Source organism: Carboxylicivirga sp. (genome assembly GCF_982718395.1).
Map to the genome: position 1 here is coordinate 1 of NZ_CEXQWX010000098.1, position 23,149 is coordinate 23,149.

17 protein-coding genes are annotated in these 23,149 nt (G+C 38.1%); 12 read left to right on the top strand and 5 right to left on the bottom strand.

Features of this window, described 5'->3' with window-relative positions; all coding sequences use genetic code 11:
- The first annotated feature begins 244 nt into the window (after nucleotides 1-244).
- From AC4MRQ_RS16605 to AC4MRQ_RS16625, 5 genes are all read left to right on the top strand, one after another.
- Nucleotides 245-1,129, top strand: coding sequence for a 4Fe-4S binding protein (locus AC4MRQ_RS16605; protein ID WP_491198822.1), 885 nt, complete (start codon nucleotides 245-247; stop codon nucleotides 1,127-1,129).
- Nucleotides 1,130-1,357: 228 nt separating this feature from the next.
- Nucleotides 1,358-3,025 carry a hydroxylamine reductase gene (gene hcp, locus AC4MRQ_RS16610; protein WP_491198823.1) on the top strand — a complete coding sequence of 556 codons (1,668 nt, stop codon included), beginning with the start codon at nucleotides 1,358-1,360 and terminating at the stop codon, nucleotides 3,023-3,025.
- Between the two features lie 245 nt (nucleotides 3,026-3,270).
- A complete protein-coding gene (gene nrfH, locus AC4MRQ_RS16615) occupies nucleotides 3,271-3,855 on the top strand; it encodes a cytochrome c nitrite reductase small subunit (protein WP_491198824.1) in 585 nt (194 codons plus the stop codon).
- A gap of 18 nt (nucleotides 3,856-3,873) precedes the next feature.
- Nucleotides 3,874-5,388: an ammonia-forming cytochrome c nitrite reductase gene (gene nrfA, locus AC4MRQ_RS16620; RefSeq protein ID WP_491198825.1), complete on the top strand. Its 1,515-nt coding sequence runs from the start codon at nucleotides 3,874-3,876 to the stop codon at nucleotides 5,386-5,388.
- Between the two features lie 89 nt (nucleotides 5,389-5,477).
- Nucleotides 5,478-6,734, top strand: coding sequence for an alginate export family protein (locus AC4MRQ_RS16625; RefSeq protein ID WP_491198826.1), 1,257 nt, complete (start codon nucleotides 5,478-5,480; stop codon nucleotides 6,732-6,734).
- 73 nt (nucleotides 6,735-6,807) lie between these two features.
- Here AC4MRQ_RS16625 and AC4MRQ_RS16630 read toward each other — a convergent pair whose 3' ends face one another.
- A complete protein-coding gene (locus AC4MRQ_RS16630; RefSeq protein ID WP_491198827.1) occupies nucleotides 6,808-9,375 on the bottom strand; it encodes a phosphoenolpyruvate carboxylase in 2,568 nt (855 codons plus the stop codon).
- Between the two features lie 451 nt (nucleotides 9,376-9,826).
- Between AC4MRQ_RS16630 and pyrG the strand changes: the two genes are divergently transcribed.
- The gene (gene pyrG, locus AC4MRQ_RS16635; protein WP_491198828.1) at nucleotides 9,827-11,428 is read left to right on the top strand and encodes a CTP synthase; all 1,602 of its coding nucleotides are present in this window, start codon (nucleotides 9,827-9,829) and stop codon (nucleotides 11,426-11,428) included.
- 22 nt (nucleotides 11,429-11,450) lie between these two features.
- A complete protein-coding gene (yidC, locus tag AC4MRQ_RS16640) occupies nucleotides 11,451-13,295 on the top strand; it encodes a membrane protein insertase YidC (protein WP_491198829.1) in 1,845 nt (614 codons plus the stop codon).
- Nucleotides 13,296-13,541: 246 nt separating this feature from the next.
- On the opposite strand, the gene AC4MRQ_RS16645 is transcribed toward yidC, so the two are convergent.
- The 4 genes from AC4MRQ_RS16645 to AC4MRQ_RS16660 all read right to left on the bottom strand — a co-directional run bounded on the left by AC4MRQ_RS16645 (nucleotide 13,542) and on the right by AC4MRQ_RS16660 (nucleotide 16,388).
- Entirely contained in the window at nucleotides 13,542-14,222 is a 681-nt protein-coding gene (locus AC4MRQ_RS16645; RefSeq protein ID WP_491198830.1) for an alpha/beta fold hydrolase, read from the bottom strand.
- On the bottom strand, nucleotides 14,113-14,760 hold the full coding sequence (locus tag AC4MRQ_RS16650) for an alpha/beta fold hydrolase (protein WP_491198831.1): 648 nt from the start codon (nucleotides 14,758-14,760) through the stop codon (nucleotides 14,113-14,115). Before AC4MRQ_RS16650 ends, AC4MRQ_RS16645 begins: the two co-directional genes overlap by 110 nt.
- Before the next feature lie 280 nt (nucleotides 14,761-15,040).
- Nucleotides 15,041-15,382 carry a DUF4907 domain-containing protein gene (locus tag AC4MRQ_RS16655; protein ID WP_491198832.1) on the bottom strand — a complete coding sequence of 114 codons (342 nt, stop codon included), beginning with the start codon at nucleotides 15,380-15,382 and terminating at the stop codon, nucleotides 15,041-15,043.
- On the bottom strand, nucleotides 15,369-16,388 hold the full coding sequence (locus AC4MRQ_RS16660) for a Kelch repeat-containing protein (protein ID WP_491198833.1): 1,020 nt from the start codon (nucleotides 16,386-16,388) through the stop codon (nucleotides 15,369-15,371). The genes AC4MRQ_RS16655 and AC4MRQ_RS16660 overlap by 14 nt, the downstream gene beginning before the upstream one ends.
- A gap of 264 nt (nucleotides 16,389-16,652) precedes the next feature.
- Between AC4MRQ_RS16660 and AC4MRQ_RS16665 the strand changes: the two genes are divergently transcribed.
- From AC4MRQ_RS16665 to AC4MRQ_RS16685, 5 genes are all read left to right on the top strand, one after another.
- Nucleotides 16,653-17,987: a DUF4270 family protein gene (locus tag AC4MRQ_RS16665; RefSeq protein WP_491198834.1), complete on the top strand. Its 1,335-nt coding sequence runs from the start codon at nucleotides 16,653-16,655 to the stop codon at nucleotides 17,985-17,987.
- Nucleotides 17,974-19,212: a BamG family beta-barrel-assembly machinery protein gene (gene bamG / locus AC4MRQ_RS16670; protein ID WP_491198835.1), complete on the top strand. Its 1,239-nt coding sequence runs from the start codon at nucleotides 17,974-17,976 to the stop codon at nucleotides 19,210-19,212. The genes AC4MRQ_RS16665 and bamG overlap by 14 nt, the downstream gene beginning before the upstream one ends.
- A 363-nt stretch (nucleotides 19,213-19,575) precedes the next feature.
- Entirely contained in the window at nucleotides 19,576-20,634 is a 1,059-nt protein-coding gene (gene rsgA / locus AC4MRQ_RS16675; RefSeq protein WP_491198836.1) for a ribosome small subunit-dependent GTPase A, read from the top strand.
- 11 nt (nucleotides 20,635-20,645) lie between these two features.
- On the top strand, nucleotides 20,646-21,905 hold the full coding sequence (locus AC4MRQ_RS16680; RefSeq protein ID WP_491198837.1) for a GNAT family N-acetyltransferase: 1,260 nt from the start codon (nucleotides 20,646-20,648) through the stop codon (nucleotides 21,903-21,905).
- 91 nt (nucleotides 21,906-21,996) lie between these two features.
- A partial coding sequence (locus AC4MRQ_RS16685) for a PepSY domain-containing protein (protein WP_491198838.1) occupies nucleotides 21,997-23,149 on the top strand: 1,153 nt, incomplete at its 3' end.

Sequence of the window (23,149 nt, forward strand, 5' to 3'; positions counted from 1 at the left end):
CCGCTCTGAGCGATCATTTTTCCTTTCTCGTATTTTTTTATTTGATAGGGAATTTTGTCAAGCAATTGACTTATTCCTTCATAATCAAGGCCTTTAAACAAGGGGCATTTAGCTAGCACTTCCATTTATCAAGTATTTTTGTACCAAATTATAAATTAATTTCGTTTTTGTAACATTTGTTACAGTTCAGATTGTTTACTCAACCTACATTTGCCAATGTAAAAATGATAAAAACAACAGAACAATGATAAGAGACGTAGTTAAAATAGACGAAGACAAATGTAATGGATGTGGAGTTTGTATTCCTTCTTGTCACGAAGGTGCTCTGCAGATTATTGACGGTAAAGCTCGTTTAATTAGCGACCTGATGTGCGACGGACTCGGAGCTTGTTTAAATCATTGTCCACAAGATGCCATGACCATTGAAAAACGCGAAGCAGAACCTTATGATGAGATTAAGGTGATGGAAATAATGGTTGATAAAGGTATCAATACTGTTGTTGCTCATTTAAAACATTTAAAAGAACACAACGAAGTAACATTTCTAAAGCAAGCTGTCAACTGGCTTAAAGAAAATGAAAGCAAGCTTAGCTTTAAAGTAGACGATGTTATCCGTCAGGTTCATAAACCAAAAGTTTCAGTTATGCAACAAGGACATGCAGGTGGCGGATGCCCAGGCTCAGCTGCCCGATCAATTGAAAGACCTGCAGCTGCACCAGCTGCTTCTGAGCAATCAGGTGATGCACCATCAGAACTAAGACAATGGCCGGTTCAAATGCATTTGGTTAATCCAATGGCACCATACTTCAGAGATTCTGATATGGTACTGGCTGCTGATTGTGTAGCATTCGCTATGGGGAATTTCCACAGCAAATACTTAAAAGGAAGAAGCGTTGGTATCGCTTGTCCGAAATTAGATAGCAATCAGGATATCTACGTAGATAAACTGGTTCAAATGATAGATCAGGCCAAAATCAACACTTTAACTGTTGCTATTATGCAGGTACCGTGTTGCGGTGGTTTACTTCAACAAGCCAAGATGGCTGTGGATCAGGCCAGTCGCAAAATACCTTTAAAGCTAGCAATGATTTCGCTTGAAGGGGAAGTATTAAAAGAAGAGTGGGTATAAGCATCTAAGTTGTTAGGTTAATGCAGGTAGAATGCAAAGCTTTCTGCCTTAGTCAACTACTGTCTAAACTCTAACAACTGATCGCTCTAAAATATTGGGTTAGGTAGCGAAGTGAGGGATGTCACAACCGTCCAGTTATATCGAGGTAGTCACCTCATGAGGCATTTCTCACTTTTTACAATCAAGAAAATTAAAAAACACAATCAATAACTTTAAATCAAGAATAATATGAGTATGTTTTGTTACCAATGTCAGGAAGCAGCTAAAGGAACAGGCTGTGAAATTAAAGGAGTCTGTGGAAAAACTTCTGACGTTGCAAATCTTCAGGATTTGCTATTATACACTACAAAAGGTGTGGCAGTTTTAAGCCAATTAGCTGATGAAAAAGGACTAAATGGAGCAAAAGCTAATAAATACATCATCGATTCGATGTTTATTACCATTACCAATGCCAATTTCGACCATAGTAAAATAGCAGCTAAGATTAAAGAAGGTTATGCTATTCAGGATGAAATTAAATCACAATTGGGTGCAACTGCCGAACTTCATGACAGTGCTGTTTTCCGTGCAGCTGATGAAAATGAAATGGAGTCAAAAGCATTGTTGATTGGTATTTTATCTATCGAAAACGAAGATATCCGTTCTTTAAAAGAACTTTTAACTTATGGTTTAAAAGGTATGGCTGCCTATGGTGAGCACGCCTGGAATCTGGGTTATGAAAACGAGGAAATTTATAAGTTTGCTAAAAAAGCATTAGTTGCTACACTATCAGAAGACATCTCTGCTGATGAACTAGTTGGTTTAGTTTTAGAGTGCGGTAAGTTCGGTGTTGATGTAATGGCACTGTTGGACAAAGCAAACACTGAGTCATTCGGTAATCCTGAAATTACTTCGGTAAATATTGGTGTTGGTAAAAACCCTGGTATCCTAATCAGTGGTCACGACCTGAAAGATCTTGAAGAACTTCTTGAGCAAACTCAGGGTACTGGTGTTGATGTTTATACACACAGTGAAATGTTACCTGCTCATTATTATCCTAAGTTTAAAAAATACGAAAACTTTGTAGGTAACTACGGAAGTGCCTGGTGGCAGCAGACTACTGAATTCGAAACATTCAACGGACCGATCTTATTTACTACTAACTGTATCGTTCCTCCAAAGGCTTCATATAAAGATCGTGTATACACTACAGGTGCTTCTGGTTTTGATGGTTGCGTACACATTGCTGACAGAGAAGAAGGTAAAGCTAAAGATTTTTCAGTTGTGATTGAGCACGCTAAGAAATGTGCTGCACCTACTGAAATTGAAACAGGAGAGATTGTTGGTGGATTCGCACACAACCAGGTTCTTCAGTTAGCTGACAAAGTAGTTGACGCAGTAAAAGGTGGAGCAATTAAGAAGTTTGTTGTGATGGCAGGTTGTGATGGTCGCATGAAAGACCGTAACTACTATACTGAATTTGCAACTGAGCTACCTCAGGATACAGTAATCCTTACAGCTGGATGTGCAAAATATCGTTACAACAAATTACCATTAGGTGATATTGGTGGTATTCCACGTGTGTTAGATGCTGGTCAGTGTAACGATTCTTACAGCTTAGCAGTTACCGCTCTTAAATTAAAAGAGGTGTTCGGTTTAGAAGACATCAATGACTTACCAATTGTATATAACATTGCCTGGTACGAGCAAAAAGCAGTTATTGTATTATTAGCACTACTACACTTAGGTGTTAAAAACATTAACTTAGGGCCAACACTTCCTGCTTTCTTATCTCCAAACGTTGCAAAAATATTGGTTGAAACATTTGGTATTGGAAGTATAAGCACAGTTGAAGAAGATATTAAGAACTGGATTACTCCAAGTGAAGTTAAAGAAGAGCAAGAAGCTTCACTTTAATTAAGCAATCACATTAACATTTGAACTTTGATCGAAAGTATGTTCAAAGCAAGCTAATGTGATAGAAATAATTGATAAATAAAAGACCTGCACTTATCGTATGATGGTGCAGGCTTTTAGGTATATCAAAATCCTATTTGTCAGTTATTTAGAATAAATATTAATAAGTATTTAAATGCTGAAATATTTGTTTAATGCATGTAAAGAATCTATCTTTTCTCTCACTAATCTAAATCAAATATTTTATGACAAAAAAGTTTATTGATTTTCTTAAACCTCCCGAACATTGGAGAGTGCCAGTATTATTGGCCGCCGGTGTTTTTATTGGTTTAGGCGTCTATGTTTTGTATGTCTCCAGAGCCCATTCGTATTTATCGGATGACCCTAAGACCTGCGTCAATTGCCACATTATGGCACCGCAGTATGCTACCTGGAGCCATAGTGCTCACCGTGAAGTTGCCACCTGTAACGATTGCCATGTTCCACATGACAATGTGTTCAACACTTACTATTTTAAGGCAAAAGATGGTATGCGACATGCTTCTGTTTTTACTATGCGTGCCGAACCTCAGGTTATCTTCATTAAAGAAGAAGGACAACATGTAGTACAACAAAATTGTGTCAGGTGCCATGAGCAATTGATCACAGATGACAAACTACTGGCTCATAAACCGGATGTTCATCAGAACATCAGCGATCGTTTTTGCTGGGAGTGTCACCGGGAAACACCTCATGGAAGAGTTAACAGTCTATCAAGTGTACCACACGCCAGGGTACCGGTTCCGGAAAGTCCATTACCCGATTGGCTTAAAGATTTAAATAAAAAGTAACCTAAATCAAAGAATAATATGAAACCTATTCGCGAACAAATAAAGGAAAAACCCTGGCTAGGCTGGGCTATATTTTTATTAACCATTGTAGTTGTATTTTTACTTGGATTGCTTGCTTCATCTGTAATGGAACGAAGAGCTGAAGCAGTATTTGCCTATACTCCTAAGGTAGAGCATTCACCAACAGAACCTCGTAACGAAGTTTGGGGACAGAATTTCCCAAAGGAGTATCAATCATACATGAAGACTAAAGACACCACTTTTGCCAGTAAGTATAATGGAGGTGCAATGATTGACATGTTGGAAGTTGATCCTCGTCTTGTAGTTCTTTGGGCCGGTTATGGTTTTGCTAAAGACTATAATCAGGGACGTGGCCATTCATACGCCGTTGAAGATATTCATAAAACATTACGTACCGGCGGACCTACTGAAGACAGACAGAGTCCTATGCCAAACACTTGCTGGACTTGTAAAAGCCCGGATGTACCTCGTTTGATGGCCGAAATGGGACCTGCTGAATTCTACAAAGGTAAGTGGGATGAAAAAGGACATGAAGTAATGAATTCAATTGGTTGTGCTGATTGTCATGACTCTGAAACTATGAACCTTAAAATTACCCGTCCTGCGTTAGTTGAAGCTTTTGAAAGAATGGGTAAAGACATAAACGAAGCATCTCATCAAGAAATGCGTTCATTAGTTTGTGCTCAGTGTCACGTTGAATACTATTTCAATAAGAAAACACATCCTGGTTCACCATATCTGACTTTCCCATGGGATAAAGGTATGTCTGCTGAAGCAATGGAAGAATATTATGACGAAATTGAATTCAGTGACTGGACACATAAACTAAGTCGCGCACCTATGTTGAAAGCTCAGCACCCTGGATACGAAGTTTATTTAACTGGTGTTCATGCAAAACGCGGTGTATCATGTGCAGACTGTCACATGCCATATAAGAGTGAAGGTGGTACTAAATTTACTGATCACCATATTCAGAGCCCGCTTAATAATGTAGCAAACTCTTGTCAGGTTTGTCACCGCGAAGAAACTGCCAGTTTGGTTGAAGACGTTTATGAACGTCAGGATCGTATTATCGAAAATCGTGATAAACTTGAAGAATTGATCGTACGCATGCATGTTGAAGCAAAGACTGCCTGGGATCTTGGTGCTACTGAAGAACAAATGAAAGATATTTTGATGGACATCCGTCATGCTCAGTGGCGTTGGGATTATGCAGCGGCCAGTCATGGTGGTTCATTCCACTCTCCAGTTGAAACAGGTCGTGTTATTTCAACAGGTATAACTGTTGCTCAGGAAGGTCGTATTAAGCTTGCTCGCTTATTAGCTGACCTTGGTCACAATAAAGAAGTTCCTTATCCTGACATTACTACAAAAGCTAAAGCTCAGGAATTTATTGGCTTACCAGTTGATAAATTAAAAGCTGAGAAGAAAGAATTCCTTGAAACTCTGCTGCCAAAGTGGAAAGAAGAGGCTAAAAAACGTGAAGCTGGTTATGCCACTTCAATGAAATAAGATAAGTGAATTAAACTCTATCTGGCTATACTCCTAATAAAATGCCAGATAGAGTTTTTTCTTTTATACATCAACCTAAATTCAATATTATGAAATTTAAACACATATTCGCACTTGCCGTATTAATGATGGCAGGCATAACTACCTACGCTCAGGTTAAAATTTCTGCAGAGGTTCGACCACGTACTGAATATAGCCATGGCTCCAAAACTCCAGCTATTGAAGATAGTAAAGGTTCCCTTATAACCAGCCAGCGAACACGCTTAAATCTCGATTTTAAGAGTGAAGATTTTGCTATCGGAGTTGTAATGCAGGATGTACGAAACTGGGGACAAGAAAGGCAATTAACAGCTAATGGTAATAACGTTGTTTACCTGCACCAGGCTTGGGCCGAGTGGTTTATGACGAAGGAACTATCCTTAAAAGCCGGTCGTCAGCAATTGGTATATGATGATCATCGTATGTTAGGTAGCGTTGGATGGGCACAACAGGCACGCTCACATGATGTGGCATTATTAAAATATACGGGTGATGTGAATGTACACTTAGGATTAGCTTATCACAACTCCTCGCTTAACAGCAATATTTACACAGGCCCGGATGCTTATAAAGCAATGCAATACCTTTGGTTAAACCATAAAGGTGATTCTTATTCTGCCAGTTTCTTATTAATGAATCTTGCTCGTCCATATTGGACAGATGGTACTGAAACTGAACAAGAAACAAATAACACGACAACTATTGGTACCCATATAAAAACAGAATTAAGCGGAATCAAGCTTGCGGGTAATTTATACTATCAGTTTGGTGAAAATCCAATGGTTAACGGTAGTGATATTTCTGCCTTTAATGTATCAATTGATGCAACAGCTGCCTTAAATGATAAAGTGAATATAGGTGGTGGTTATGAATTATTATCGGGTACAGATCAGGAAGGTGCAGATAAGAATAATTCATTCAATCCATTTTTTGGTACTAACCACAAGTTTAACGGTCTGATGGATTACTTTTTTGTTGGTAACCATATTAATAATGTAGGTTTACATGATATTTATGTAAAAGCTAATGCAAAACCGGGGAAGGTTAAATTCAATGCTGCACTTCATTTCTTCAGTGCTCATGGTGAAATGATTTCAGGAAATCAAGGTTTAGGTACTGAGCTTGATCTATTCTGTGGTTATTCTCATAAAGGTAAGGTACAAGTGGACTTTGGCTATTCACATATGTTTGCAAGCGATGGTCTTTATGAATTAAAGTACTCAAGCATGCCTGAAAAAGGAACAAATAATTGGGCGTGGGTAATGCTGACCTTCAAACCAACTTTATTTGAGTCAAAAAAAGACTAATATAATTATCATTTAAAGTAAAAGAGCCTCTTTCATTGCGAAGGAGGCTCTTGTTGTATTGTAGTATTAATAATCAGACCGAATTTCGACTGGCGTTAATATTTCCAAATAACGAACGCATCACCATTCTTTCATACAATGCTAAGTGTTCATCATTCGGATTTTGTTGTAGTTTCTGAATCTCGATTAGTGCATATTGCTGAATTGCCAGTAAAGGCAATACTACATTCTCACGTAAACGTATACTATTACGACTACGTGCATTATCTTCAAGCAGCACAGAATCACCAGATACTTTTAATACCATCTCCCGCGTAAGTTCATATTCATTGTGGACAATTTTCCAAAATTCACCAAACTTCTCATCCTTTTCCATGTATCTGGTCAGAGCAAAGTTGGTTTTACTCATGCTTTGCATACTATTGGAAATTAATGCCTTGAAGAATATTGAAGATTTATACAATTCCTTACAGGCATCCAGATTACCATTTTCTTCCTGCTCTTTTAATGCGGTTCCAAGACCATAGAAACCTGGTACATTTTGTTTTAACTGGCTCCAGGCGCCTACAAATGGAATTGCACGTAAATCATCAAAGACCAGTTTATCATTGGAACCTCGTTTTGACGGACGACTGCCTATATTAGCTAATCCATAATATTTTAACGTACTCCGTTCTTCCAGGAATGGAATAAACAATGGATGTGCCTTTAAAGCTGCATATTTCTCATAGCCACTAACTGACATTTTTTCAATCAGTTCACGTTGTTGTTCACTTAAATCTGATGCGGTGCGGTTGAATAAATTATTCTCAAACCCAGCCGTTAACAAATGACCTAAGTTATGTGTGGCTGCTTCTTTAATTCCATAATGTGAGCTAATTGTTTGCCCCTGAATAGTTAATTGTATTTGATGACTATCAATCGTTTTTCCCAAAGCAGAATAGAACAGGTGGGTATTGCCTCCACCACGGGCAGGAGGCCCTCCTCGCCCATCGAAAAACACTACTTCAATATCACATTCGCGTGAAATAAGTGAAATGTCTTCCTTGGCACGATAAATACCCCAATTCGCCATCAGGTAACCACCATCCTTTGTACCATCCGAAAAACCAAGCATTACAGTCTGACGGTTCTTCCGATTAGCCATATGTGTTTTATACTTTGGATGATTATACAAAGTCTTCATAGCTTCTCCTGCACCCTTCAGATCGTCAACAGTTTCAAACAACGGCACAATATCCAACGACAATGGTTCATCACCCCAGGCACACAGGCGGGCTAATGCAACCACTTTTGCAATATCAATACTTCCGCGACAGTTGCTGATAATATAACGGTGGGCGGCTCGTTCACCATTTTCCTTTTGTATACTTCGAATCGCTTTCATTGATTCCAATGTGTCCCGTACCAAATCGTCATCAAAAACACTGGTGTCAATGCGTCCTTTCACTTTTAACAACTTATTAAGCTGGTCTTTCTCCGGTAACTCCCAAAGGTTTTCAGGGAATAGACCCGGATTAACGCGAATCACTTCATTGAACGCTCTGCCTATCACGCGGCTATCTTGTCGAATGTCAATACTTGCAAAGAAAAAGCCAAATTGCTTAATTTTCCTCTTGAATGATTTTACCTTATCTATAAACAAGCTCTGGTGCTCATCCTTTAATAACTTCTCAACTTTGTCGAGTTGTACAAGCAAATAATTAAGATCCACATTCTTTTCACCGGAAGAGTTTGTCAACTCATCAACAAACATCTCATCCAACTCATTAAGAATATCATAAACACCTACGAAACTTAAACGGCGCTTAATCGCTTTTAATTCGGCGTGATAACAGGTAGAAAGTGTAAAACGTAATTTGCGCGCAACCTTTAAGGTAGTATCAACTTTTACAAATGGATTGCCATCCCGGTCTCCTCCCGGCCAGAATCCCATAGTAATTAACTCCTTATTATGGTCAATTTTGCCAGGAAAGAACTCATCAATACGATCCATTAATTCGCCAACAGCCGGGTAGAATATGTTGCCAAGATACCATGTAAGAGCCATTGCTTCATCATAAGCACTTGGTTTCTTTTTTCTATAAAATGGAGTTTTTCCTAACTGTTGAAGCAGATCACGTGTATGTCCGACTTCATCATTTGCAATGGCTTCCGTTAGGTCAGTTGATATTGCTAAAACTCTTCCCGGATAAAATTGCGTTGGATGTGCAGTCAATACAACACGAATACCAAAACTATCCAACAATTCGTCCATCTGTTCTTCAAGCTTTCGATTTTCAACCTTTTGCTTGATCCTTCCCCATGAATCTGAATCATTGATGCGATGAATTTTAGTATATGCAGCTTCTTCCAGTGCATCGATCAAAACAATCTGTCGTTCAACATATTGAATGATCTTAAAAAGAAAAGATATACGCTCTCTTTCACTTAATTCAGGCCTGTGCTCTTTAAAAAAGTTATTAATAATGGTAGTTGGTGACTCACCATTCTCCAAACCTTTAACACAAGCTTCGTTCAATAAGGGAAGAAGCAAACCCGTTTGTTGAACTGCATGCAATGGTAATGTGAGAAATAAGCTATTGTAGAGTTGATACTTTAACTCTACAAGCTCTCTGTAAGACTTCTCAATTTGGTTCATTCTAATTATTTATTGTTGTGTATGATAATATTTACCTTCTAATTTGCTTTTATTTCGTAAGCAAAAGAGCTGTAATAAATAACAAATACAAAGATAAGATGTTTCTAAGAGTATTACTATTATACAATCCTCGTTTTTCAGATTTGTCATACTAGAATACTCGTTTAGATACCATAAACTGACTTCAAATGCCTTTGCGCATTAAATTTAACCTAAGATTTGCAGTTTTTTTCTTTTCCCGCTGATCACGCAGGTACCCGCAGATTTTTATTCATCCAAACGGGCGAAAGTATTTTCAGCGTAAATCCGCGTTTTCTGTGGGTTGTAAAATTCCGCTTGCGGAATTAAGTAAATTAAAAAGAAGATAACTGATGTTTTAGGTATTTTTCTACCTTTGTAGCTTGTAATTTTCGCTCGTAAGAGCAATTGAAAAACTTATAAAAAATTAGTTGTGCCGGAAACAAGATATGTATTTGTAACCGGAGGTGTTGCCTCCTCGTTGGGAAAAGGAATTATATCAGCTTCACTAGCAAAATTATTACAAGCCAGAGGTTATAAAGTAACCATCCAAAAGCTTGATCCATATTTAAATGTCGACCCGGGAACGCTTAATCCATATGAGCATGGAGAGTGTTACGTAACAGAAGACGGAGCAGAAACAGATTTGGATTTAGGTCATTACGAACGCTTCTTAAATGTACCTACCTCACAGGCCAACAACGTTACCACCGGACGTATTTACCAAAACGTCATCAATAAAGAGCGTAAAGGTGATTACTTGGGTAAAACAGTACAGATTATTCCCCACATTACCGACGAGATTAAGCGAAACATCAAACTGTTAGGTACTAAGCACAAGTATGATTTCGTTATTACGGAAATTGGAGGAACTGTTGGTGATATAGAATCATTACCTTATGTGGAAGCCGTTCGTCAGTTGAAGTGGGAATTGGGTAAACATGCTGCAGTAGTGCACCTGACACTGGTCCCCTTCTTAAATGCTTCAGGAGAATTAAAAACCAAACCGACTCAACACTCCGTAAAGCAATTGCTTGAAAATGGTATCCAGCCCGATGTGTTGGTACTTCGAACAGAACATGATTTATCACAAGATATCAGAAGGAAAGTAGCTCTTTTCTGTAATGTGGACAGCAAAGCGGTTATTCAGTCCATCGACGTAAAAACCATCTACGAGGTTCCTGTCAGAATGCAGGAAGAAGGATTGGATGAAATCGTGCTTAAGAAAGTTGACCTGCCTGTAGGAGAAAAGCCCGCATTAAAGGATTGGAAAGGCTTCCTTGATAAATTACATGCTGCCAAGAAAACAGTTAAGATCGGTTTAGTTGGTAAATATGTAGAACTAGCCGATGCTTACAAGTCAATTATTGAAGCATTGCATCATGCCGGAACTTACAACAATCGAAAAGCAAAAGTTGAACTAATTCATTCTGAAGGTTTGAACGATGATAATGTAGCTCAGAAACTCAAAGGATTAGATGCTGTATTAGTCGCTCCGGGTTTTGGTCACAGAGGAATTGAAGGTAAACTGGCAACCATTAAATATGTGCGTGAAAATAATGTTCCGTTTTTAGGTATCTGTCTGGGAATGCAATGTGCGGTGATTGAATTTGCCCGTAACGTACTTAATATGAAAGATGCTCATTCGCGTGAAATGAATGAACGAACTCCTGATGCTGTTATTGATTTGATGGAAGATCAAAAGAACGTAACTGATATGGGCGGCACGATGCGTTTAGGAGCTTATGACTGTAACCTGAAGAAAGGCACTAATTCATATAATGCTTACAATAAGCCCGAAGTAAAAGAACGTCACCGTCACCGTTATGAATTCAACAATGAATATCTGGAGGCTTTTGAAAAAGCAGGTATGAAAGCTGCCGGATGCAATCCGGAAACAGGTTTGGTTGAAATCATGGAGATTCCTGATCATAAGTGGTTCACTGGTGTACAATTTCACCCTGAGTACAGCAGTACTGTACTGAAACCGCATCCAATATTTATGGCCTTTATTAAAGCCGCAATTCAAGAATAAACTTAACACACAAACTAAAACAATGGATAAGAATTCGATAACCGGAATTATACTGATTACCATTATTCTGGGCTTCTTTTGGTGGATGAATAAGCCATCGGAAGCAGAACTGGCCGAGCAGCAGCGTCGCAGAGATTCTATTGCCCTGGTTGAGCAAGCTCAAATGGAAGCAGAAGCAAAAGCCGCTGCCATTAAAGCTCAGCAAGAACAGGTGGAAGAAGTCGAAAAAGATTCAGCAACCATAGCTCAGGAACTGAACAATAAATACGGTTTCTTTGCTGATGCTGCTAATGGTGAACAATCTTTTGTGACTCTGGAAAACAACCTGATTAAAATGAAGATTTCAACCAAGGGTGCTCGCATCTACTCGGTTGAATTAAAAGATTATAAAACACACGATGGTCAGCCATTGATTTTGATGAATGGCGATCAGAATAAGTTTGGTTTTTACTTTACTCACAGCAATCGTAATTTCCACACTAATGATCTCTTCTTTGATGTAGCTTCAACGGCTTCAAATAAAGCTGATTTTGTAGTTAATGCCAAAGAAGGTCAATTGACATTTTCATATGCTTTGCCTGAAGATAGCTATATGGCTGACTTCAATATCACAACTAACGATATGGGAAGCATCATGTCAACTGCTACCGGTGCATTAGGAATTGAGTGGAAAATGCAGATGGATGCCTTGGAAAAGGCACCTGACTTTGAACGCCAACGTGCTGGTATTTATTTTAAATTTGATCAGGAAGCTGTTGATCACATAAACGCACACAGTTCTGATACCGAAAAGTTAAGCACGAAGGTAAAGTGGGTAGCTTTTAAAGATCAGTTTTTCTCGTCAGTATTTATTGCCAAAAACAATTTCGTAAGTGGTGAGGTTGCCACTGAGGCACCTGAAGAAAAAACAGATCGCCTTATTATGAATGCCAGTGCATTATTAAATGTACCGTTCACGGGAAATGATAATCTGGACTTTCAATTTTACTTCGGTCCTAACGATTTCAAAACATTAAAACCATATGAAGAAGAATATCAGCTTCGTGAGTTAGTTTATCTTGGATGGGGATTCCTGCGTTACATCAACCTTGGTGTTATTGAGGTATTCCATTTCTTTGAAGGTTTTATCAGTAATTATGGTTTAATCATCTTGTTACTAACCATTCTGATTAAACTGATCCTCTTCCCGCTTACATACAAGTCCTATGTTTCTACGGCTAAGATGAAGGTGCTGAAACCGCAAATTGAAGAGATTAATAACAAGATACCGAAAGAAAAAGCGATGGAGCGTCAGCAAGCCACAATGGCTTTATACCGGAAGGCTGGCGTAAATCCTATGGGTGGATGTTTGCCGATGTTGCTGCAGATGCCAATTCTGTTTGCCATGTTCCAGTTCTTCCCTGCTTCAATAGAGTTGCGCGGTGAAGCGTTCTTATGGGCTGATGATTTATCATCATACGACTCAATTCTTCAGTTACCATTTGAGATTCCGTTCTATGGCGACCATGTGAGTTTATTTTGTTTGTTAATGGCTATTACCAATATCGTATATACCAAAATAAATCAGGAGATGACACAGAGCACTCAACAAATGCCTGGTATGAAAGGTATGATGTATATGATGCCTGTAATGTTCCTGTTCTTCTTTAACAACTATGCTTCAGGTTTGAGCTACTACTATTTTATCTCAACCTTAATCACTATTGGACAGACTCTACTGATCCGTCGTTTTGTTGATGAGGATGCTTTGTTAGCTAAGTTAAAAGCGAATCAGAAGAAACCAACGAAGAAATCGAAATTTCAGCAACGCCTTGAAGATATGCAACGCCAGCAGGCACAAGCTGCTAAAAAAGGTAAAAAGAAATAATAATTTCTGAATTTATAAGAAAAGCCGTTTTACAAATTGTAGAACGGCTTTTTGTTATTACCATGTAATCACTCATCGGATGAATATTAACAAACTGCTTATATTCATCCGATGAGTTGTTGGAAATATCTCATCAGGTCTAATTTTACTGCATCACTCGACATCCAAACAATTGATTCAATGCGCATTAGTCGGACGACGAGTATTGAATACCGCCGTTTAATTATTTGGGTAATAAGATAATTGTTAGTTCCTTTCCAAAAAGGAATCAACTATTTCATTAAATACAACCGGGTTTTCAATAGGAGCATCGTGTGTTAAACCTGATAAAATATGAAGCTCTGAATATTTTAAGTTATCTGCAATTAATCGCGTATGTGATTCTAAGACAACATCATTTTCTCCTGCTAAAACAAGAACTGGAATTTCTACAGAATTTAATTCCTCGGGATTTATATTTGGATGTTTCAAACACATACTGCTTATCTGCGCATAGTTTCTTACTTGCTTATTAAATAATCCAACAACTTTTGCCTGTTTCACATTCTTTTTAAATGATTCAATTATTTCCGATTTTATTGCATTTTCTGTTGGGTTTAAGACAGCTCCCATTACGATCAATTTTTTAATTCTATTCTTGTACTTCATTGCCATTAGAATACCTGTATTCCCACCGTCACTCCATCCCAACACCGAAGCATTGTTTATCTGCAATGAATCTAACAGAAGATTCATATCATCAGCCATTTGTACATATGAGAGTTTTGTTTTATTGCAAGAAGTTCTGCCTTGACAACGACTATCAACTGCAATTACTTTATATTTTTCCTTTAAATAATCTATCTGATATCGAAAAGAGTTTATTGCCATGTAATAATAAAACAGGTTCGCCCTTTCCATATATTTCATAATAAAATCTAACTCCATTCAATTCAATTGTATTGCCTGTTCTTAGATTATTTCCATATAAGACATTCTTATCTATTGTTAATTTTAAACCTTCGATATCATCCTTATTTTCCTCACTTACTTTATAGTTGTATATGTCGGCATTTTCATCTAAAACTTTAAAATTGGTCGAGTAGATATTTTTACCATTACTGAATATTCTTAATTCTGAAAGATTTATGGATTCAGGAAAAGATGAAGTTAAAATCCCCATATCCAGGTTATCTGCTTTTACAGGAATTTTGAATTTACCCTTGTAAATGCTCCATAAGCCGTCTGTTTCTTCTATAGAACTTTTTAAAGTTTGGTATCCTAAATACTTTCCTTTTTTAGAATCAAAGAAGGCTCTCACTATCAATTCGGTATTATTCCCTGTTTTACATTTTAAATAGAAATCAATTTCTTCATTTTGATATTTTGACACATCAAAATCTTGTTTAAAAAAACGAATTGTTTCCTGACTCCATATATTAGTTCCAAAAATTAGCATTAAACAAGCTAGCTGTAAATATTTCATTCTGTGTTGTTTAGTTTTAAATAACTCTACAATGAACAACATACAATAGCTCCTATCAATTAACTCGTTATACACTAACGGCTAATGTAGTATTTATTGCATCTCTTACTTTGACTTTATCCTCCCGAGTAAAGCTGAATATTCCGTTTAGCAAACGATAAAATTAATGTTTTTGGTGGGCAGAAGGTGTTATTAATAAAACTATGTGAAAACCCACCTGTTTTAAGCGTCAAGTGCAGGCTTCTGAAATCATCCTCAAAGCTATGGATACTGCAAAGTACTAGTTAATTATTTCGTTTATTTCCGGAGCCGACAAAGCTGGTACTTTCTTTGCCTTTAATTTATCCACCATCAGCTTAGCAGCTTTTTGGGCATGTTCTTTTTCTTTAAATGGTTGATAGTTTTCGAGAGTTGGAACAAAATCCTGCTGGATAAATACCTTACCGGATTTCTTAATCTGGTATGCATAACCCCCACCTACTTCATATACATGGTAAGTATATATCGTTTGAGATTCGTAGAAATAAATGCTCAGAGTCAACAGTAATAAAATGCCAATGCCCCACCTAAGCAGGTGACGCATTGGAATATGAGCAAAAGTTTTAGTTTTAATCATCATCATCTTGTTCCTCGTTGGGTTTAAATGTCCAGACATCATCAAAATAGTAGCCGCCGCTGTTACCTGTGGCCACAAATGGTTGATTATTGATGACAAATGAGACTGCCGAATAACGTGGTGATCCCTCAAAATTACTGCGTTGCTCCCACACATCGCTATCAGGATTATATTCCCAGGTAAGTGCGCCCGCCGCGCCAGGTCCACCTGTTGTAATGTAACCTAAACCATTCATAGTAAATGCCGTCCCGTTAATACCAACAATCGCGTATTCATCATCGTAACTTTCATCCTCATTGGCATCTTTACCAATATCTCGTTTTTGGGTCCAAGTATCGGCCGTAGCATCATACTCCCACATATCATCAAGGTATTGTCCGTTATCCGAACCTGTGCACACATAGGCCTTTTCATCAATAACAAAAGCCACGGCATCACGACGCTTTTTACCGCCAATACTTACTTTTTGTTCCCATGAATCACTTTCGGGTGAATAAGCCCAAAAATCCTTTAAGATATTACCATCATAACCTGTTCCAACATATCCTTTGTTGTTGAGCATAAATGATACTGCACCATATCTGGCTGAAGCAGGAAAGTTTGCTTTTTGCATCCAGGTATTGGCAGTCGCATCATATTCCCAGTTATCGTTAAGTTTATCCTTTCCATCGTAACCAGTGGTAACATACCCTTTTCCTCCGGCAGAAAAAGCAACTGCACCATTACGGGCAACACCACCAAAAGGTGCTACCTGTGTCCAGAAATCCTTTTCAGCATCGTATCGCCAGAAATCTTTCAGGCGTTCGTCTTCTACCCCATCATAACCTGTACCTACGTAGGCATAATTATCAATTACAAATGCAACAGCATCGCTTCTCGGCACACCTTCAAATGAGCCCAACTCAATCCAGTTACCCATTAACTCCTCCTCGTCGTCGCTGGAACTGCAGGCAGTAAATGTCAGGCTTGTTACAAAAAGCATTGCCAAGATCAAACGGTTAGTATAATTCATTGTTGTTCGTTTTTAAGTTCGTTCAAATCTATATGCAATAACTTTTTGCGATAAATCAATTCGATTAACGCAGCTTTTTTATCGTCTTTCAACCCATAAACTTAAATCAACGGCATATGGCCGGGTAATTAACCTCAATAAACTGTTCGTTGAAATGCAATGATTATTCGCTGAAGTGCTGATGTCTGATATTGATAAGATTTAAACTTATTGCATTCAACAATTTTATTTGTGAACCATTCGCAACATTTAACTTTTGATTTTATGCGTTTACAACTATTCAATTATCGCTTAATACCATTTCTGTTTTTGCTGCTTCTTGGCAGCCAGGCCTGCCAGGAAGGTGAACTGGATTTGGGAGATGACTTTATAAGTTTTCCAACATACACAGCACTGATCGATACGGTGACCATGCAATTATCAACCTTTAAAGCCGATTCAATTGTCACCTCTTCAACCAGTAATGCTTTAGTCGGGCATTATCGACATCCGATCCTGGGAGGCCAGGAGGCTCTGTCATATTTCTCTTTAAATTATCCCACAAGCTATAGTTGGGACGATGAGAAACAAGTATTCGACAGTCTGGTAGTTGTCCTAAAGCCCAATGCTTATTCCATTGGCGACACTACTGTTGATGCCCATTTTCAGACTCACCGTTTAAACGAAAAAATTGAAACACACGATGATGGAAAACTTTATAATACAAGCTCCTTTTCGTATGATGAACTGCCGATAGCACAGACATCCTTTCGGCCTTATCCGCAGCAAAAAGAAAAACTCACACTTCGTTTGGATGATGCATTTGCTCACGAAATAATCGACTTCTTAAACACCAACAAAAACCATGTTGATAAAACCACCTTATTTGCCGAGCAATTTAAAGGGTTTGTTTTTCGGAGTGACACTAACCTGACTAAAGTGGCAATGGGTTTTACTGTAAGCGATACCTCTTGCTACCTGCGCCTGTACTCGCATATTGTCGGGCTTGAGCAGGAAGATATCACCAATGACTTCCCGCTATCGAATAGTACATTACAATTTAACCAACTAAATTCCAACGATCAATCGGTTATTTATAATCAAATAAGCGACGGAAAAAGCACACTTAAGTCAGGCGAATCGGACAAAGTTGTGTTGCTTCAATCTGGTTCCGGGCTTAAGTTCAGAATCGATTTTCCAACTTTAAATAACCTGCTGGAACTTAAAACCAAAGGATATATAGTGAAGGCGGTGTTAAACCTCAGACCTGATATGACACTTATGAAAACATCTGATTTACCTGCCAGTATTTACATCGCTGATATTTACCGGGCCAATGAAATTTGGGGTTACCTGACAGATAGCAATGGTAATCCGGTCGCCAGTCAGTTAACAATTGATAAAATGTATCACGAAGACACCTATTACTCTTTTGACCTGACAGGCTACCTGAATACCCGTCTTCTGGAACCCGTGGTTGATATAGATCAGGGACTGGTTATTACACTACCGGATGCTGATATGGGCAGTTCTTTTTCCTGGTTAGCCATTAATGATCAGACAGTCACTTCAAATCCATCTGAATTATTGCTTTATTATTATTACTATGACACAGAATAAACTATCACTATTGATACTATTTTGGCTGCCGGCTTTTGTTCTATGGAGTCAGAATAACACTTCATCTACTTACTCAAGGTTTGGTATTGGTATTATTGAATCAAAGGCCGATGTCACCTCTGCCGGAATGGGACATACTGGTATTTCATTAGGATCAACCGGATTTCTTAATAATCTGAATTCAGCATCATACAGTTCTTTAGATAGTGCCCGATTTATTTTTAATATTCAAGGTGACATGAGTTTCTCCAACTACGAAACCAATACTGATACTCAAAGTAATTTTGATGCTAATATCGGCTCGATAAGCATTGGATTTCGTGCCGGAAAAAACTGGGGTATGGGATTTAGCTTGTCACCCTACTCAAGTATTGGTTACGAAATAAATGGCGAGAAATACATACTTGGGACAACCGATAAGTATCCTGTTCAATATAAAGGAGAAGGTGGTATTTCTCAGTTAAGCTGGCATAATGGTGTACGATTATTCAAAGGTTTCTCATTAGGGTTAAGTGCCTCATACCTTTGGGGATCGAGTGATATTATCGAAACCTCCTTTTATCCAAGTTTAATAGGGGAAACAACTTACAATGAACGAAACTATAATGTTTCAACAATATTGTTTGAATATGGATTTCAATGGCATCAGAGAATTGGACAAAATACTTTTTCGTTGGGTGCCACTGCTAATATTTCAACCGAATTGGATACTTATTACGAGCATCGTATCTATAATAACTTTACTTCAGATCTGAGTTCGAGTACTAAGAATCTTGATAATGCTTTTATACCTTTAAGCTATAAAACGGGTCTTGGTTTCCAAACCAGCAAAGGCTGGACATTAGCCACTGACTTTAGTTATAACAACTGGAGCAACTCTGAATTATCCATTTCCAGCGGAGAAACACGCGACACATATGGAGGAAGTGTAGGTTTGCAATATGCTTCAACCAGACACCATCGCTCCTACTCTAAGCGTATGCACTACCGGATTGGCGCCTTTTACAATCAGGAATACCTTTCTATACAAGGACAAGATATCGATTCAAAAGGTATCACCGCAGGTTTAACACTTCCTATGCGGGGTGGCTCACGCATCAATATTGCCTACGAATATAAACAAACCGGAACCACTAATGCTGGCTTGGTTTATGAACAATTCAACACCATACGCTTAGGTTTAACATTTAACGAAAACTGGTTCCAGAAAACGCGATTTAAGTAAGTACCTTTAATCATTAACTAAAAATCCCAACCATCGTCTGGCTGACGCAATGGTTGGGATTGTTTAATAACCAATAAATTAAAATCGCTTATAATATGACTTGTTTTTAATAACCGATGCAAAAATAAACATGCACCTGATTCCTTACAATCACCATTTATTGGGATTTTTTCCTGTTTCGAATAAAATCTATATTTTTGTGGCTTATGGCACTAACGAATACGATTCTGGTGAAGTAAAGACAGGCCTGTCTTTACAGAGTTTATTCTTCGACAAAACTGTCGGCCTGTCTGTGGTACTCCCTTTTTTCTATAACATTTATAATTAACAACTATCAATAGATAGTGTATTACCAGAATTGCAATGACATTCAATATCAAACAATATGGCTGGCAGTATTACAGCCGGCAACTGTCAATTAACGAACCAATAAACCAGGTGGGACGTATTCGTTGTGTTAACAAAACCAACTTCGATGTTATAACAAACAACAGCATACTCAAAGGTGAATTAACCGGTCAACTGCTATTCTCTTCTACAAACGAAGAAAGGCCGCAAACCGGCGACTGGGTAAAAATACAAGTGTTCGAATCACAATGTATTATCACAGAAGTATTGCCACGACTTAGTGTTTTAGCACGAAAAATACCCGGAAAGAAAAGCGATAAGCAAGTTTTTGCCTCAAATGTTGATATGGCCTTTATTGTTCAAGGCCTCGACCGAGACTTTAATCCACGCCGGCTTGAAAGAATGGTAACTGCTTTGACTGATGCGCACATTTCACCAGTTATCGTTTTAAATAAAGCGGATTTAACTGCTGAAAGCGAAGATTTAATTGATCAGGTAAAAAACAACTTGCCACAGATTCCAATCTATAAAGTCAGTGCTCTAAATCAGGTAGGGATTGAGGAGATTCAGCAACTACTTTTACCAGAGCAGACTTATATATTGGTTGGTTCTTCAGGTGCAGGAAAAAGTACCTTGCTAAATAGTTTGATGGGTCAAGATGCTCAAAAGACAAATGAAGTGAGTCAAGCCGTTGGAAAAGGTAAGCACACTACCACATCGCGCGAATTATTTATGCTGCCCAACGGAAGCCTGATCATTGACACAGCAGGTGTTCGTGAATTTGGTCTTGCACTTGAAAATCTTGATTCAGTTGCTATAACCTTTGATGACATTAGTCAACTTGGTAACTATTGCAGATATAAAGATTGCACACACACTAATGAGCCTGACTGTGCAGTAATAAAAGCACTTAATGATGGTCTGCTTCAGGAAGAAAACTATGCCAGTTATATCAAACTAAGAAATGAAGCAGAACACTATGCTGCATCGCAACAAGACAAAAAGCAAAAGGGTAAAGATTTATCCAAACTGGTGCGCGACATGAAACGTCGTAACATTAAGAAACGTTATTAACTAATACAATCATGAGTAATTACATATTTACAAGAGCTGAAAACAATAACGAAGTAAAACAGCTTTCTAAATTATTTAACGAAGTTTTTAATCCTGAAAAAGTTGGAGATTTAGCAGAGACATTAACATTTCACTTTCCTGGAATGGGCTCCAGGAATTGGTTTGTTGCTAAAGAAACCGATACAAAAGAGATTGTTTCAGGCTTTGCACTTATACCTTGGCAATGGCAATTTAAAAACGTTAGGTTGAAGGCAGCAGAAATGGGTATTGTCGGCACATTAAAAGAACACCGCGGCAAAGGATTAATGAAACGAATTAATGAACAGTTTGACAATGAGTTAAGCAATGAAAACTATGATCTGGCTGTTATTCAAGGCATACCCGGTTTTTACCATCGCCTTGGTTATCATTATGCTTTACCAATGGAGCATCATACTGAGGTACCTATTTTTGCTATTCGAGAACTTAGCAATACACCAATTCGTAAAGCAGGGCTAAAGGATATTCCATTTTTACTTTCAGAAGGAAACCGATCATCACTGAAGTATGACATCACTTCCCAACGTACGGCCAAACAATGGCAATATATTCTGACAGAATCATTATCGACAGAATATGCCAGCGAGGTGTTTATCGTTGAGTATAAAGGTGAGCAATATTTCCTACGGTTTTTAAAACAAGGTTTTGGTGAGGGATTGATTATTACAGAATGTAGTCACACAATGCCCAATGATTTACTAGAAGCGGTTTTCAGCTTTTTGAAACAGCAAGCCCTTGAACGCAATAAGCCATATATACGTCTTAACCTGCCCAATGATCATCAGCTTGTTCAGCATGCGATTCAATATGGGGCTGTTCTTAAACCTTCTTATGCCTGGCAAATAAAACTTGTTAATCCTGTGAAATTTATCAGCAAGATTGGTTCACTATTGGAAAACCGTATAGCAGAAAGTGTGTATAGCGGATTAAGCGGCGTTGTAACATTAGATTGTTATTCGTTTAAAATACACCTCAAATGGAATGACGGTATCCTGACTAAGGTAACAGGTGATAATCAAACAACCGATTATCTGATGAGTATTCCCGAAGATTTGTTGACACCCTTCCTGCTTGGTTTTCGTTCGTGGCAAGAGATGCAATATATTCGACCCGATATATTCCCGGCAGATCAATATCTACGAATGGATTGCAAGAAACCGTCAGAAGAAACAGGACAATTAATGGATGTTTTATTTCCAAAACTGAATAACTGGATTTACGGTCAATATTAAATTAATTCCTATTCCCCACATTTAATCCCAAAATGTGGGGATTTTTATTTAATGCGTAAATAATTACCGAATAGTTTCTATTTTCGTCGTCATGAAATTCTGGCGTAAATACCATAAATGGGTTGGCATCGTTTTAACTGTCTTCCTGCTATTATTTGCTATTTCTGGCATTCTGTTAAATCATCGACAATTAGTCAGCTCAATTGACATACCACGAAGCACCTTAACATCAAGTTATCAATACAAAAACTGGAATAATGCGGCTTTAAAGGGCAGCATTGAATTAGATAGTTGCCAAAGCCTGCATTACGGTAATGTAGGTTGCTGGATATACAATAATGAATCAAAACAATGGAGTGATTTTAATACTGGTTTCCCGCAAGGAATCGATAATCGTAAAGTCTCAAAACTAATCAGAACCAATAACATGCGGCTGTTTGCCGGTACTTTGTTTGGCCTATATGAATATCATGAACAGCAATGGAGTAAAGTAGAACTTGGAATTGAGCATGAACGAATTACTGACTTAATCGAGGTCGATAATCAATTATTGATTTTAACCAGAAGTGAACTAGTACATCTTAACCTTAACGATAACCAGATGGAGGTTAGAGAACTTCCTACTCCAGCTGATTATAATGGCAAGACCAGCCTGTTTAAAACCATATGGGTGTTGCACAGTGGCGAGATATTGGGTATCAGTGGTAAAATACTGGTTGATGCTATTGCCATCCTCTTTATCTTCTTGTCAATTACAGGTCTAATCTGGTTTATTTCCCCCTCTATTATCAAAAAAGCAAAAAAGAAACTAAAACCTGCCAACAAACGGAAGAAGGCTTTTCGATTTTCAGTGAAATGGCATAATAAAATTGGCTATTACGCCATCATCTTTTTAGTTTTCACGACCTTCACTGGCATATTTTTACGTCCACCCTTGCTAATTGCTATTGCCAATGCTCAGGTTAAAAGCATCCCTTTTACTATGCTGGATACCCCTAATGCCTGGTATGATCAATTGCGAGCTATCCGCTATAACAGTCATTACGATGTTTACTTTGTTTCTACATCGAAAGGCATGCATGCATTAACACCTGACTTTAAAGAAATGGTGAAAATTCCTAACCAACCTCCTGTTTCTGTCATGGGTATTAACGTGTTCGAAGAGAAAGATGAAAATACGTACCTGGTTGGTTCATTCAGCGGTCTCTACCTGTGGAGTCCTATAAAGAATACCTGCTACAACT

What these genes read in the sequence shown, in the direction of transcription:
- AC4MRQ_RS16605 (WP_491198822.1), top strand. Translation starts at nt 245, where the DNA reads ATGATAAGAGACGTAGTTAAAATAGACGAAGACAAATGTAATGGATGT.
- hcp (WP_491198823.1), top strand. Translation starts at nt 1,358, where the DNA reads ATGAGTATGTTTTGTTACCAATGTCAGGAAGCAGCTAAAGGAACAGGC.
- nrfH (WP_491198824.1), top strand. Translation starts at nt 3,271, where the DNA reads ATGACAAAAAAGTTTATTGATTTTCTTAAACCTCCCGAACATTGGAGA.
- nrfA (WP_491198825.1), top strand. Translation starts at nt 3,874, where the DNA reads ATGAAACCTATTCGCGAACAAATAAAGGAAAAACCCTGGCTAGGCTGG.
- AC4MRQ_RS16625 (WP_491198826.1), top strand. Translation starts at nt 5,478, where the DNA reads ATGAAATTTAAACACATATTCGCACTTGCCGTATTAATGATGGCAGGC.
- AC4MRQ_RS16630 (WP_491198827.1), bottom strand. Translation starts at nt 9,375, where the DNA reads ATGAACCAAATTGAGAAGTCTTACAGAGAGCTTGTAGAGTTAAAGTAT.
- yidC (WP_491198829.1), top strand. Translation starts at nt 11,451, where the DNA reads ATGGATAAGAATTCGATAACCGGAATTATACTGATTACCATTATTCTG.
- AC4MRQ_RS16645 (WP_491198830.1), bottom strand. Translation starts at nt 14,222, where the DNA reads ATGGAGTTAGATTTTATTATGAAATATATGGAAAGGGCGAACCTGTTT.
- AC4MRQ_RS16650 (WP_491198831.1), bottom strand. Translation starts at nt 14,760, where the DNA reads ATGAAATATTTACAGCTAGCTTGTTTAATGCTAATTTTTGGAACTAAT.
- AC4MRQ_RS16655 (WP_491198832.1), bottom strand. Translation starts at nt 15,382, where the DNA reads ATGATGATGATTAAAACTAAAACTTTTGCTCATATTCCAATGCGTCAC.
- AC4MRQ_RS16660 (WP_491198833.1), bottom strand. Translation starts at nt 16,388, where the DNA reads ATGAATTATACTAACCGTTTGATCTTGGCAATGCTTTTTGTAACAAGC.
- AC4MRQ_RS16665 (WP_491198834.1), top strand. Translation starts at nt 16,653, where the DNA reads ATGCGTTTACAACTATTCAATTATCGCTTAATACCATTTCTGTTTTTG.
- bamG (WP_491198835.1), top strand. Translation starts at nt 17,974, where the DNA reads ATGACACAGAATAAACTATCACTATTGATACTATTTTGGCTGCCGGCT.
- rsgA (WP_491198836.1), top strand. Translation starts at nt 19,576, where the DNA reads ATGACATTCAATATCAAACAATATGGCTGGCAGTATTACAGCCGGCAA.
- AC4MRQ_RS16680 (WP_491198837.1), top strand. Translation starts at nt 20,646, where the DNA reads ATGAGTAATTACATATTTACAAGAGCTGAAAACAATAACGAAGTAAAA.